The 13,457-nt window shown below is 46.0% G+C and carries 9 protein-coding genes; 6 read left to right on the top strand and 3 right to left on the bottom strand.

The window, feature by feature from the left end; all coding sequences use genetic code 11:
- The first annotated feature begins 62 nt into the window (after window positions 1-62).
- Both AB5170_RS00565 and hslO read left to right on the top strand, forming a co-directional pair.
- Window positions 63-824 carry a class I SAM-dependent methyltransferase gene (locus tag AB5170_RS00565; RefSeq protein ID WP_173770651.1) on the top strand — a complete coding sequence of 254 codons (762 nt, stop codon included), beginning with the start codon at window positions 63-65 and terminating at the stop codon, window positions 822-824.
- A gap of 71 nt (window positions 825-895) precedes the next feature.
- Window positions 896-1,777 (top strand): Hsp33 family molecular chaperone HslO, encoded by an 882-nt coding sequence (gene hslO / locus AB5170_RS00560; protein WP_173770650.1) that lies wholly within the window; start codon window positions 896-898, stop codon window positions 1,775-1,777.
- Between the two features lie 20 nt (window positions 1,778-1,797).
- On the opposite strand, the gene AB5170_RS00555 is transcribed toward hslO, so the two are convergent.
- Complete coding sequence (locus tag AB5170_RS00555) at window positions 1,798-1,899, bottom strand: DUF6783 domain-containing protein (protein ID WP_334297737.1); 102 nt, start codon at window positions 1,897-1,899, stop codon at window positions 1,798-1,800.
- On the opposite strand from AB5170_RS00555, the gene AB5170_RS00550 reads away from it, so the two are divergent.
- Both AB5170_RS00550 and AB5170_RS00545 read left to right on the top strand, forming a co-directional pair.
- Window positions 1,876-1,950, top strand: coding sequence for a DUF6783 domain-containing protein (locus tag AB5170_RS00550; protein ID WP_334297736.1), 75 nt, complete (start codon window positions 1,876-1,878; stop codon window positions 1,948-1,950). The two genes, AB5170_RS00555 and AB5170_RS00550, sit on opposite strands and share 24 nt — an antisense overlap.
- 28 nt (window positions 1,951-1,978) lie before the next feature.
- Complete coding sequence (locus AB5170_RS00545) at window positions 1,979-3,895, top strand: NAD(+) synthase (protein WP_173770649.1); 1,917 nt, start codon at window positions 1,979-1,981, stop codon at window positions 3,893-3,895.
- 87 nt (window positions 3,896-3,982) lie between these two features.
- On the opposite strand, the gene AB5170_RS00540 is transcribed toward AB5170_RS00545, so the two are convergent.
- Window positions 3,983-4,444, bottom strand: coding sequence for a hypothetical protein (locus AB5170_RS00540; protein WP_173770648.1), 462 nt, complete (start codon window positions 4,442-4,444; stop codon window positions 3,983-3,985).
- A 186-nt stretch (window positions 4,445-4,630) separates the two neighbouring features.
- Between AB5170_RS00540 and addB the strand changes: the two genes are divergently transcribed.
- Together addB and addA are read left to right on the top strand one after the other, a co-directional pair.
- On the top strand, window positions 4,631-7,963 hold the full coding sequence (gene addB / locus AB5170_RS00535) for a helicase-exonuclease AddAB subunit AddB (RefSeq protein ID WP_173770647.1): 3,333 nt from the start codon (window positions 4,631-4,633) through the stop codon (window positions 7,961-7,963).
- Window positions 7,963-11,718, top strand: coding sequence for a helicase-exonuclease AddAB subunit AddA (gene addA / locus AB5170_RS00530; RefSeq protein ID WP_173770646.1), 3,756 nt, complete (start codon window positions 7,963-7,965; stop codon window positions 11,716-11,718). The genes addB and addA overlap by 1 nt, the downstream gene beginning before the upstream one ends.
- A 272-nt stretch (window positions 11,719-11,990) precedes the next feature.
- Here the strand turns inward: addA and AB5170_RS00525 are convergent, their stop codons facing one another.
- Window positions 11,991-13,400, bottom strand: coding sequence for an RsmF rRNA methyltransferase first C-terminal domain-containing protein (locus AB5170_RS00525; protein ID WP_148461241.1), 1,410 nt, complete (start codon window positions 13,398-13,400; stop codon window positions 11,991-11,993).
- Window positions 13,401-13,457 lie beyond the last annotated feature (57 nt).

The following is a 13,457-nucleotide window of genomic DNA, read 5'->3' as shown; positions in this document are numbered from 1 at the left end:
TTGACTTACACGGACACAGCTACCCGGGATGGATGGCTGTGTCCGTGACAGTTGGAGGGAATATGGATAATTTTCAGGCTTATGGCGAATTTGCCAGAGTATATGATATGTTCCAGGACAATGTGGACTACCAGACCTGGGGCAAATGGCTGAAGCAGCAGCTTGCAGCGCAGGGAATCACAGACGGACTTGTGCTGGATCTTGGCTGCGGCACGGGAACCATGACTGAGATACTGGCAGAGGCTGGCTATGACATGATCGGAGTGGATAATTCCGGGGAAATGCTGGCAGAGGCCATGGAGAAGCGGGTAGAGTCCGGGCATGACATCCTGTATCTTCTTCAGGATATGCAGGAGTTTGAACTTTATGGAACCGTACGGGCTGTGGTAAGCGTGTGTGACAGTCTGAATTACATAACAGAGGAAGAGGAGCTGGAGCATGTGTTTGCCCTGGTAAATAATTATCTGGATCCTCAGGGGATTTTTCTGTTTGATATGAATACGGTTTATAAGTATCAGACTATGATCGGGAATACTACGATTGCTGAGAACCGGGATGAGGGAAGCTTTATCTGGGAGAACAGTTATGATGAGGAGACCGGGATTAATACATATGAGCTGGCTCTGTTTATTCCAAGAGAGGACGGACTTTATGAGAAGGATGAGGAGGTTCACTATCAGAGAGCCTATTCTTTGGAGAAGATCAAGGAACTTACTGGAAAAGCGGGGATGGAGCTTCTGGCAGTGTATGATGCTTATACACTGGAGCCACCGAAGGAAGATAGCGGCAGGCTTACCTTTGTAGTAAGGGAACATGGTAAATGATAATATAATAATAAGATAAATAGCTATAGGATTACGATTAACATTATAACAGTATAGATTGGAGAATACACATGAATGATTATATCATCCGCGCGACTGCAGCTAACGACCAGATCCGTGCATTTGCGGCAGTGACCACTGAGATGGTGGAGACTGCAAGAGAGCACCATAATACAAGTCCGGTGGCTACGGCAGCGCTTGGAAGACTTCTGACTGCAGGAGCCATGATGGGCTCCATGATGAAGGGGGAAAAAGATGTTCTGACCCTTCAGATCAAGGCCGGCGGTCCCCTTCAGGGAATTACGGTAACTGCCGATTCCCAGGGAAATGTAAAGGGCTATGTAGGAAATCCAGATGTCTGCATTCCAGCAAATTCCAAAGGTAAGCTGGACGTTGCAGGAGCAGTTGGTCCTGGATTCCTGACTGTGATTAAGGATATGGGGCTAAAAGAGCCATACAGCGGACAGGTTATGCTTCAGACCTGTGAGATCGCAGAAGACCTGACCTATTATTTTGCGACAAGTGAGCAGGTACCGTCCGCAGTTGGACTTGGAGTCCTGATGAATAAGAATAATACAGTACGTCAGGCTGGTGGATTTATTGTACAGCTGATGCCATTTGCAGAGGAAGAAGTGATTTCCAGGTTAGAACAGAACGTACAGAAGATCAATTCTGTCACCAACCTGTTAGAGGAGGGACATACCCCGGAGAGTCTGCTGGAGAAAGTGCTGGAAGGCTTTGAAATGCAGATTAACGAGAAAATGGACACCCGTTTCCACTGCAACTGCTCCAAGGAGCGAGTAGCGAAAGCGTTGATCAGCATCGGCAGAAAAGAATTAAACGAAATGATCCAGGAAGGCAAGCCAATCGAGATGAACTGCCATTTCTGTAATACCAACTACAATTTCACAGTAGAAGAGCTGAAAGAAATTCTGAGAAGATGCTGCAAATAAGCTGAATTGAGACAGAATCACTATTTTCCGTCATAGAGCATGCAGATTGCGGTATATTTCACCCGAATTCGGTTGCCGTAGCCCGCTACGGCGCCCTCATCCGAGCGAAATCTCCCACAAATTGTGACGCACATCTTGCAGAAAGCCTTTTTCAAACACACTCTAAGGCGTGAAAATGGTAGGATAAGAGAGGACTAGGATATGAATCAGGGATTTATTAAAGTAGCGGCAGGAACGCCGCAGGTTACAGTTGCTGATTGTAAGGCCAATACCAGGGCAATTCTGGAAGTAATCCGTGAAATGGAGACACAGCATGCAAAGCTGATGGTACTGCCGGAACTTTGCATCACAGGCTATACCTGCCAGGATCTTTTCCTTCAGAGAAGACTGCTGGACAGTGCATGGGAGAGCCTTCTGACTATTGCAGAGGAGACTGCGGATGTGGATGCGCTGATCTTTGTGGGACTTCCTATGCGGATGAACGGCAAGCTCTACAATGTGGCAGCAGTATTGAACCACGGAAATATTCTTGGATTTGTACCTAAGACTCATATTCCAAACTATAATGAATTCTATGAGCAGAGACACTTTGCTTCCGGGGCAGATGTGTGGACAGATGTGACAGTTGGGGAGGAAAGCGTACCTTTTGCCAGCAATCTGATTTTCTCATGTGAAGGACTGCCGGAGCTGACAGTTGGCGCGGAGATCTGCGAGGATCTGTGGGTTCCACTTCCGCCTAGTGTAAATCTGGCACAGGGCGGTGCCCATATTATCGTCAATCTTTCAGCCAGTGATGAGATGGTTGGCAAGGATTCCTACCGCCGTGATCTGGTGAAGGGTCAGTCTGCCAGACTGGTGTGCGGCTATATTTACGCCACAGCAGGAGAGGGTGAATCCTCCCAGGATCTGGTATTTGGCGGACAGAACCTGATCGCAGAGAATGGCACCATGCTGGCAGAGGCGAAGCGCTTCCAGAACACTGTGATTTACGGAGAAATTGATGTGCAGAGACTGGCAGATGAGAGAAGAAGACTTTCCACCTATCCGGCATCTGATGATGCTGACTGCCAGATCGTACCTTTTGATGTGGAAGTGGAAGAGACCTTTCTTACCAGGAAGTTTGCCCCCTATCCTTTCGTACCTTCTGTAAAAGAAGAGCGTGATATGCGCTGTGAGGAGATTCTGAACATTCAGGCTATGGGACTTAAGAAGCGAATGAGCCACATCCACTGCCAAAAGGCAATGGTCGGACTTTCCGGGGGACTTGATTCTACACTGGCATTGCTTGTAATTGCACGTACTTTCCAGCTGATGGGACTGCCATCTGAGAATATCCGCTGCATTACCATGCCATGCTTTGGTACCACAGACAGAACTTACCAGAATGCTTGCAAATTAAGCCAGTGCCTTGGTGCTGCTCTGACGGAGGTCAATATTAAAGAGGCGGTAAATATCCATTTCCGTGATATCGGTCACGATGATTCCGTTCATGATGTAACCTATGAGAACTGTCAGGCCAGAGAGCGTACGCAGATTCTTATGGATATGGCAAACCAGGAGGGAGCACTTCTTGTGGGAACCGGTGACCTTTCCGAGCTTGCTCTTGGATGGGCAACCTATAATGGAGACCATATGTCCATGTATGGTGTAAATGCCTCTGTTCCCAAAACGCTTGTAAGACATCTTGTCCGCTATTATGCAGATACCTGCGGAGAGAAAGAGCTGGAAGAAGTTCTTCTGGATATTCTGGATACTCCGGTAAGTCCGGAGCTTCTGCCACCTAAGGACGGCAAGATCGCACAGAAAACAGAAGATCTGGTTGGTCCTTATGAACTTCATGATTTTTATCTGTATTATATGCTTCGTGCAGGCTTTGAACCGGATAAGATCTATCGCATTGCCTGCTGTACCTTTGAGGGTACCTATGACAAGGCTACGATTCTGAAATGGCTGAAAATCTTCTACCGCAGATTTTTTGCCCAGCAGTTCAAACGCTCCTGTCTTCCTGACGGCCCGAAGGTAGGTAGTGTGGCACTGTCTCCAAGAGGTGACCTGCGTATGCCAAGTGATGCAAGCGCAGCGGTATGGATGGAAGCTCTGGAGAAGCTTGAAGTATAAAACTATTGTGCGGTACGCTTTTTATGCATTTTGCAGCTGTATTTCGCGTAGCATACAGCTGTAAAGGTAGGAAATAATTAGGTTTGTTTATTGCTCAGACGGCGGAGAACTTACATGGTTCTCCGCCTTTTTTAATGCATCTTCAATGGCAGAAATAAGCAGCTGTGACGTATATTTTCTGTCCGTGGAATATTTCAGGTCGTCCAGGGACTGGCTGTCAACAATCTGGCTGGCCAGTGATTCCAGGGAAGGCTTTACCAGCGGAAACATGGCAGTGGTGCTTTCACTTAAATTTACCAGCTCAATAGACTGGATATTGTTTTGATCTACTGTAACCTCCACGTCAAAAGTATTTTTATTCAAAGTAAGGGAACTGCGGTAAACGCCAGGCGTATAAAGCCCCTCTCCAGCAGCAGAAGTGGTCTGGCTTTTTCCAGGCCCGAACATAAAGTAGATCAGGATTCCCAGAAGAACAGCAAGAATCAGAAAGGCGATGGTATATACCACTTCCTTCATATGTAACACGATGATCCTGGTTTTCGAACTCATGGACTGCGCCTCCTGTATCGCACTGATAATGAAAAAAATAATCCTGGCCGCAAAAACCAGGCTTTAATCTTCTTATTCTATCCTATTATCAAAGCATGGAAAATATGATAGAATATAAAGCAGAATTTTTTTTTATCAGATACAGGCTTTTTTTATTCCATACAATTGGCAGAAGGAGGAAAAAACGTGTCCCTACAATTCATCATCGGCAGCTCCGGTATTGGCAAGACGCATTATGCATGTGAACAGATCATCCGGGAATCTATGGAAAATCCACAGCACCTGTACTATATTATCGTCCCGGAACAGTTCACCATGCAGACACAGAAAAACGTAGTCGAAATGCACCCCGGAAAGGGAATCCTGAATATCGACGTGCTCAGCTTTCAGCGCCTTGCCTATCGTATTTTCGAGGAGACAGGCGGTGCCATGGAAGTGCTTCTGGATGACACTGGAAAAAGTATGGTTCTTCAGAAGCTGGTGCAGCAGCATCGAAAAAATCTGCCCTATCTTGGCAGCCAGATGAACAAACCGGGCTATCTGGACGAAGTGAAATCTCTGATTTCAGAATTTATGCAGTATGATATCCGGGAAGAAGAACTGCAGGACATGCTGGGAAAAACAGGGGAAGACTCTCTTCTTCATATGAAAATGCAGGATGTGGGTGTCCTTTATCAGGCCTTTCTTCAGTATCTGGAAGGTCATTATATGACTGGCGAAGGCGTGATGGACGCTTTGAAAAAAGCTATTCCTTTTTCTGATAAACTGAAAAAATCTGTACTCCTTCTGGATGGCTTCACCGGTTTTACTCCGGTGCAGATGAACGTGATCCGGGAACTTTTAAATGTCTGCGATAAGGTTCTGGTAACTGTCACCATGGATGCCAGAGAAAATCCCTTACAGATGGGAAAACCACATCAGTTATTCTATATGAGCAGGAAAATGATCCACACATTGTCCGGTCTGACCAGCAATCTGGATGATCCCGTTCTTCTGAAGGATGAGAGAAAGGGCCGCTTTGGAAATTCCACCTCCCTTGACTTCCTGGAGAAGCATCTTTTCCGCTACAGAAGATCTGCCTATGAGAAGAAACAGGAAGAAATCTGCATATTTGCAGCAGAATCCCCTGTAAAAGAACTGGAAGAGACAGCCAGGAGAATACGCCGTCTGGTCCGTGAAAAAAATATGAAATACGGAGAAATCGCTGTGATTACCGGAAATCTGGAGGCGTACAAAAGTATTGCATCTCAGGTATTCGAGGAATCCCGGATCCCGTATTTCCTGGATGAGAAGCACACCATTCTGATGAACCCATTTATAGAATATATTCGTGCTGCTCTTGAAATGGTTACAAAGGGTTTTTCCTACGAAAGTGTTTTCCGATATCTGCGCTGCGATATGTCCGGCCTTGGAAGGGAACAGGTGGATATGCTGGAGAATTATGTGCTTGCCCTTGGAATTCACGGTTACAAAAAGTGGTCCGAGAAGTGGGTGAGAGTTTACCGGACCATGGATCCGGAGGATATTCAGGTTCTGAACGAATACCGGGAAATATTTGTGAGGGAGGCTGAGATCCTGGCTCAGGGATTTTCCAGTGGAAAGAGAAAAGTATGTGAATATTGTTATAGTTTATATCAGTTTATCGCAAGCTGTGAAATACAGAAAAAACTAAAGAAACAGGAGCTTTTCTTTAAAGAAAAAGGAGAAAAAGCTCTGGAAAAAGAATACGCCCAGATATACGGAATTGTTATGGAACTTCTTGACCGCATGGTAGAGATCCTTGGAGAGGAAGAAATTACAAGAACGGAATTTGTCCAGCTTCTGGAAACTGGTTTTGCCAAGTCAAAGGTTGCGCTGATCCCGCCCAGTATGGATCAGGTCCTTGTTGGAGATATGGAAAGAACCCGTCTGAAAGAAATAAAGGCATTGTTTTTTGTAGGTGTAAACGAGGGGAATATTCCGAAAAATACAGACTCTGGCGGAATTTTGACCCAGATGGACAGAGAATTCTTTGCAGATGAGGGAATGGAGCTTGCACCAGGTCCGAAAGAGCTGATGAACACCCAGCGCTTTTACCTGTACCTGAATCTGACAAAGCCAAGTGAGCATTTGTGCCTTTCCTACAGTTTATCAAATGGAAAAGGAGAACCTATAAGTCCTGCATATCTGATCCACAGTATACAGGCTCTATATCCCGGACTGGAGGTGAAAAATGCAGGTGATGAGGAATTCAGCCTGAACGCCATGGAGCTTCCGGGAACCAGTCTGGAATGCTTCCTGAAAGGTCTTGGAGAGGGCGCTGTGGGACAGGGAAGTCCTTTGTACAGCGAGCTTTACAGCTGGTATCTTAGAAGTCCTAAATATAGGACTTTAGCCCAAAAGCTGGTGGAGGCTTCCAGAACCAGAAAGCCTGCTGATATTATCAGCGAAAGTGTGGCAAAGGTTCTCTATGGAGAGGTGTCGCCCTACAGTGCCACCAGGCTGGAGCGTTATTCTGCCTGTGCTTTTGCCCATTTCCTCCAGTATGGTCTTAAACTTACGGAGCGTGCAGAATATGAATTCCGCGCCATGGATATGGGAAATATTATGCACAAGGTGCTGGAGTCTCTGATAAAGGAAGTGAACAAAGAAAAGCTTTCTCTGGCAGAGCTTTCTGAGGAAGAGCGGGATGCGCTGGCAGACCGCCTGGTAGATGAAATAAGTGCAGATTATGGCAATACCATTCTAAAAAGCAGTGCACGCAATGAATATATGATTCAGCGCACCAAGCGAATGGTACGAAGAACTGTGTGGGCAATTCAGAAACAGCTGAAATCCGGGGAATTTGAGCCGGAAGGTGTGGAAGTTGTTTTTCAGGGCGGTCGGATCGATCGCGTGGATACTATGGAGACAGATGATGGGAAGCTGTATGTCCGGGTCATTGATTATAAGACCGGGAATACTTCTTTTGATCTGGTTTCTTTGTATCATGGTCTGCAGCTGCAGCTGATGATCTACATGGACGGTGCCCTTACCGTAGAGCAAAACAAGCATAAGGATAAAGAGGTGATTCCTGCAGGGGTATTTTATTACAATATCAAGGATCCTATGATTCAGGAAAAAATAGATGCAGATATAGAGACTGTCCAGGAAAAGGTGCTGAAGGAACTAAAGATGAACGGACTGGTTCTGAAAGATAAAGAACTGGTACAAAAGATGGACAGTTCCCTTGTGTCAATTCCAGTATCCTTTAACAAAGACGGAAGCTTCCGGAAAAATTCTTCTGTAGCCTCAAAAGAGCAGTTTGATATTTTAAACCGTTATGTAAAAACAAAGATTTCTCATATCAGACAGTCCATTATGACCGGAGATGCCCAGGTTTCCCCTTATATGATGGGAAAGAAAAATGCCTGTACCTACTGTCCTTACAGCGGCGTATGCGGTTTTGACATGGATATTCCAGGCTATGAATTCCGCAGGCTGAAAAACTTTACAGATGAAGAGCTGTGGGATGCTTTTGTGAAGGAGGTGGATGAATAATGGCAGTGAACTGGACGAAAGAGCAGGAGCAGGTTATCAATTTAAGAAACCGGAATATTCTGGTAAGTGCAGCAGCTGGTTCCGGAAAGACTGCGGTGCTTGTGCAGCGAATTCTAAAAAAGGTGATGGATCCGGAGCATCCCGTTGACATTGACAGGCTTCTGATCATGACGTTCACAAGAGCAGCAGCAGGGGAAATGCGGGAACGAATTGCAAATGCCCTGGAGGATGCTCTCTGTGAGAATCCGGACAATGAGCATCTGCAGCGCCAGACTACCTTGATCCATACGGCGCAGATCACCACGATAGATGGCTTCTGTGCTTATGTGATCCGCAATTATTTCCATCTTATTGGTCTGGATCCTGGTTATCGGACAGGAGAAGAGGGAGAATTGAAGCTTCTGAAAGAGGACGTGATGAAGGAGCTTCTGGAGAACTATTACATAAAAGATGACAAAAAGTTTAAGTATTTTATCGAATGCTACGCATCAGGCAAAACAGATGATGGAATCAAAGAACTGATTTATTCTCTGTATAATGCTGCCATGAGCAATCCATATCCGGATACCTGGCTGGAAGAATGCATAGATAGTTATAGAAATACGGATTTAGAGTCTGTAAAATCATCAGAATGGATGAATTTGTTATGGAAAAACATTACGGAGGATCTTTGCCAGGCAAAGGAACTGATTACCCAGGCAAGAAGCTTTTGCAATGCGCCAGGAGGACCATACCTGTATGATGAAGCACTGCAAAGTGATCTCATCCTCATTCGTGCAGCAGAAGAGAAAGCCGCCGCCGGTGATTTTGACGGAGCAGGAGAGCTTCTTGGCAAACCGGCTTTTGCCGCTCTTTCCAGAAAGAAACCAAAAGATCCTGTAGATGATACGCTGAAAGAGCAGGTAAAATCTCTTCGGGAAAATGCAAAGGATATTTTAAAGGATATTGGAACACGGTATTTTTCCGTAAAGGAGGAGGAACTTCCAGTGCTTCTGGAAACCTGCCGGGAGCCTGTAGAAATGCTGGTGGAGCTTACCAGGGAATTTATCCGTATGTATGGAGAGAAGAAGCGGGAAAAAAATATTCTGGACTTTACGGACATGGAGCATTTTGCACTGGAAATCCTGATTCAAAGGGTTCATGCAGCGGAAGAAAATGGCGAAAACGACGGTGATTGGACTGGAGAGAGCAAGTACATTTATCACATGAGTCCGGCAGCACGTGAACTTTCCCTGAAATATGACGAGGTCATGGTGGATGAGTACCAGGACAGTAACCTGGTACAGGAAATGATCACCAACTGTGTTTCCGGCTGGGCAGATGGAAGAAAAAATATATTCATGGTAGGTGATGTGAAGCAGAGCATTTACCGGTTCCGCCTTGCCAGACCGGAGCTTTTTATGGAAAAGTATGAACAGTACAGTTTAACGGACAGTACGGAACAGCGAATCGATCTTCATAAAAACTTCCGCAGCCGGTCCCAGGTGTTGGATAGTGCAAACTTTATTTTTCGTCAGATTATGGGAACAGATCTTGGTGGAATTGCCTACGATAAAGCCGCAGCTCTTTATCCTGGAGCTGTGTTTCCGGAAGGAAACAAGGAAAGCTTTCTTCCTGCAGAAGTTCTTCTGGTAGAAAAGGATTCTGAAGAACTGGAGGATCTGATGGAAGGAAAGGATGCCCGGGAACTGGAGGCTCTTGCTATTTCCCACAGAATTAAGGAAATTGTGGGAAAAGAGCTGGTACTTGATAAAGAAACCAAAGAATATCGTCCTGCGAAATACGGAGATATTGTAATCCTTCTTCGCACCGCCTCCGGCTGGTCAGAAACCTTTACAGAGGTGCTTTCTGCCCACGGAATTCCTGTGTATGCCGCTTCAAAGACGGGATATTTTTCCGCACTTGAGGTGGTTACGATTCTGAATTATCTGCAGGTCTGCGATAATCCTCTTCAGGATATTCCTTTGACGGGTGTGCTGAGGTCGCCGCTGGTGGGATGTACTACCCAGGAGCTTGCCGTTTTGCGGGAAGAACATCCGAAGGGGATGCTGTATGACAGCGTGTTGAATTTCCTGGAAGAATATGAGGGGCAGGAAAGAACTCTTTACAACAAATTACATGGTTTTATAGTCCTGCTGAATGAAATGCGTGATCTTGCGGTGTACACTCCTGTGCATGAGCTGATTCTTGAGATTCTCCGCAGAACCGGCTATGGTAATTATGCGAAAGCTCTGCCAAATGGTGCACAGCGGAGCGCCAACCTCGCTATGCTGGTGGAAAAGGCAATGGATTATGAGAAGACCAGTTACAGAGGCTTATTTAATTTTGTCCGATATATTGAACATTTGCAAAAATATGAAGTTGATTATGGCGAAGTAAATCTTTCTGGCGCAGGAGAAGGTTCCGTGGAAATCATGACGATCCACAAGAGCAAGGGACTCGAGTTTCCGATTGTAATCCTTGCCGGTATGGGAAAACAGTTCAATATGCAGGATCTGAACGCCAGACTTCTGATTCATCCGGATTACGGTCTTGGCGCTGACGCCATTTTGCCAGACCGGCGGATGATTGTGTCAACACTGTATAAGCAGGTGATCCGCCGTAAGCTTCTGGAAGAGACTCTGGGGGAGGAAATCCGAGTACTTTACGTTGCCCTGACGCGTGCCAAGGAGAAACTGATCATGACCGGAACAATAGGAAATCTGGAAAAAAGGCTGCTTTCTTTATACAGATTCCGCGAAAATGAACAGGAACTTCTTCCGGCAGAAACGAGACTGAATGGAAAAACTTACTGGGATTATGTGCTTCCTGCGCTTGCAAGGCACCGCTGCATGGATGAACTTTTTGAGGAGTTTGGATTGCTGCCATCCCATGATAATCTGCTTTATGATGATCCGGCAGAGTTTCAGGTGAAAAGGATCACAGCGCGGACTTTAACGGAGGCTGAAGTGGTGGAACAGGCTGTCGGGCAGATGGAAGACGATATTCTGGATAACTGGGATTGTGAGAAAATCGTGGATCCTGAAATCAAAGCGGAACTGGAAAAGCGTTTTGGATTTGTATATCCTTATGAATATCGTAAAGATATTCCGGTGAAGGTCAGCGTATCGGATCTGAAAAAGAAGAGTTACCATGAAGATACGGATATTGAAGAAGCTGTATATTTCGAACCGGACATTGTTCCGCTGGTTCCAAGATTTATTGAGGAAAAGAAGGAAACGGAAGAGGCGTTCACAGGTTCGGCAAGAGGTACTGCTTACCATCGTGTGATGGAATGTCTTGAGTACAATAAAACGGATAGTGCACAGCAGCTGAAAGAGCAGATCAACGCATTGGTTCAGAGCAAAAAAATGTCTGAGGCAGAAGCAGAATGTATCAGAATTTCAGATATTCAGTCTTTTGTGAATGGGGCACTGGGGCAGAGAATGAAAGTCGCTGCATTATCGGGGCTTCTTTTCAGGGAACAGCCTTTTGTCATTTCCAGAAGTGCTGCTGAAATAGATGAGGCATGGGATCCCAAGGAACGTGTGCTTGTGCAGGGAATCATAGACGCTTATTTTCTGGAAGGGGATGAGATCGTGCTGGTTGATTACAAGACGGATCGTGTGCGCAGGGGGGAAGAGCAGAAGCTGGTTGATCTGTATCACACTCAGCTGGAGGATTATGCTCAGGCACTTCATAGAATGACTGGGCGCAGGGTGAAAGAGAAGTATATTTATTCCTTTACGTTGAAAAAAGAGATATTGTTAGGATGATTGCTTGTGTTCGCAGAAGGTGCGTGGATGTGGCGTGCCTGATCTGAGAACTGTGCGAAGAACCCGGAAAATCTAAGAGGACAGGATTTTGCTAAAAGCGAAGACATGAGAGGCCAAACTCGCTCCTTCGGAGCTCAGACAGTGTCCTCTCATGTCTTCAACGCAAAATCCTGTCCTCTAAGATTTTCTCGGAACCTCCGCAAAGCCCTCAGACCAGGCACGCCACATCCACGCACGTCGCAGGCGGAAGGGAAAGCGAAAATTTGACAAACTTACACTCTCCACCCCGCTGGATACTTATTTTTCAATGTCCCATTCACAAGTTTTCCAAACCCAAGGGGATACCCTTCCACACAAAGCAAATGCCATCCTTTAGAATGAGCAGCCTCCTCAGGCTCAATTGTAAGAGTTTCCCCTTTCAGATACCGCTCCAGTCTTGGATCATCCACAGAAAGGGAAATCACAGCTTCAGCTTCATTTTTCCGGAAAGCCAGTGCAAGCGGCTGAGCCGGTTCAAACCGGTTTTTCTTCAGATCTCCCAGATAAAGTCCGTTCCGAATAAACGTAAGTCCTCTGAAATTATAGGAAACAGACGGCAGATAATAAACTTTATCTGCCCGGACCTCCACCCGGTTCCAGTCAAACTCCTGGCCGTCTAAAGTTTTCAACCCGATTTCTCTGAAAAATTCTTCCATATACTTCCGGACATCTGCAGCCAGACGACTGGTCTTAGAAGTACCAGCGGAAGGTCCAGCCGTTCCCTCCTTTTGCAAGAGGGCTAGAAAATGCCCCTCCCCCTGCATTTTATGGGGAAAAATGCGCACACATTTTTTCAGTTGTGGATTCCCATCTCCCCATTCAGGATTTCCGGTGGAAAAGCCCTCATAATCCTCCATGGAAATCAGAGACAGCTCCGGCCGTTCCCTGAGAAGCCAGGAAATGATCTGCTCATCCTCACAAGGTGCAAAGGTACAAGTAGAATAAAGCATCTGTCCTCCCGGCTGCAGCATGTCTGCCGCATTCAGACAAAGCTGTTTCTGAATTCTGGAAAGCTCCTCAGACTTCTCAGGAGTCCAGTCTTTGGCAAGAGCTTCCTCCTTACGGAACATCCCCTCTCCGGAACAAGGTGCATCCAGAATGATCTTATGGAAAAATTCCGGAAAATTCTTTACCATTTTTTCAGGCTTTTCATTGGAAACAAAAAGATTGGGAATCCCAAACAGTTCCAGGTTTCGAAGCAGTGCTCTTGCCCTGGTAGTGCTGATATCATTTGCAACCAGAAGTCCTTCACCCTTTAGGGCGGAACCAACTGCAGTTGCTTTTCCTCCAGGAGCTGCACACATATCCAGCACATATTCCCCTGGCTCCACCGGAATACGGGAAGCGGGGGTCATGGCACTTGGTTCCTGAAGATAATAAAGTCCAGCCTGATAAAGAGCACACCGGGATGGCCTTACATCCTCATTGTAAAAATAACCATTCGAAACCCATGGGATTTTTTTCACTTCAAAGGGCACGATCTGTTCAAACTCCTCACAGGAAATCTTTGCCGTGTTTACCCGGAGCCCATAAGTACGCGGCTGTTCATAAGCTGCCAGAAAAGGTTCAAAATCATCCCCAAGCATATCCTTCATCCGATGAAGAAAAGCCTGAGGCAGAGCTGATAATCTATCTGAATCCATAGAAAAATCTCCTTAGTACTGAAATAGAATGATATGAGTGTCAGATTTACTGCGTAA

The organism is Ruminococcus sp. RTP21484sp1_RTP21281st1_A8_RTP21281_210402 (assembly GCF_040914025.1).
GTDB classification, from domain to species: domain Bacteria; phylum Bacillota; class Clostridia; order Lachnospirales; family Lachnospiraceae; genus Blautia_A; species Blautia_A faecis.
Note: the sequence above shows the minus strand (reverse complement) of the source record. Positions and strands in the feature narration are given on the sequence as shown.

Bases quoted from the DNA above. Each gene is read 5' to 3' on its own strand.
- AB5170_RS00565 (WP_173770651.1), top strand. From the start codon at position 63: ATGGATAATTTTCAGGCTTATGGCGAATTTGCCAGAGTATATGATATG.
- hslO (WP_173770650.1), top strand. From the start codon at position 896: ATGAATGATTATATCATCCGCGCGACTGCAGCTAACGACCAGATCCGT.
- AB5170_RS00545 (WP_173770649.1), top strand. From the start codon at position 1,979: ATGAATCAGGGATTTATTAAAGTAGCGGCAGGAACGCCGCAGGTTACA.
- AB5170_RS00540 (WP_173770648.1), bottom strand. From the start codon at position 4,444: ATGAGTTCGAAAACCAGGATCATCGTGTTACATATGAAGGAAGTGGTA.
- addA (WP_173770646.1), top strand. From the start codon at position 7,963: ATGGCAGTGAACTGGACGAAAGAGCAGGAGCAGGTTATCAATTTAAGA.
- AB5170_RS00525 (WP_148461241.1), bottom strand. From the start codon at position 13,400: ATGGATTCAGATAGATTATCAGCTCTGCCTCAGGCTTTTCTTCATCGG.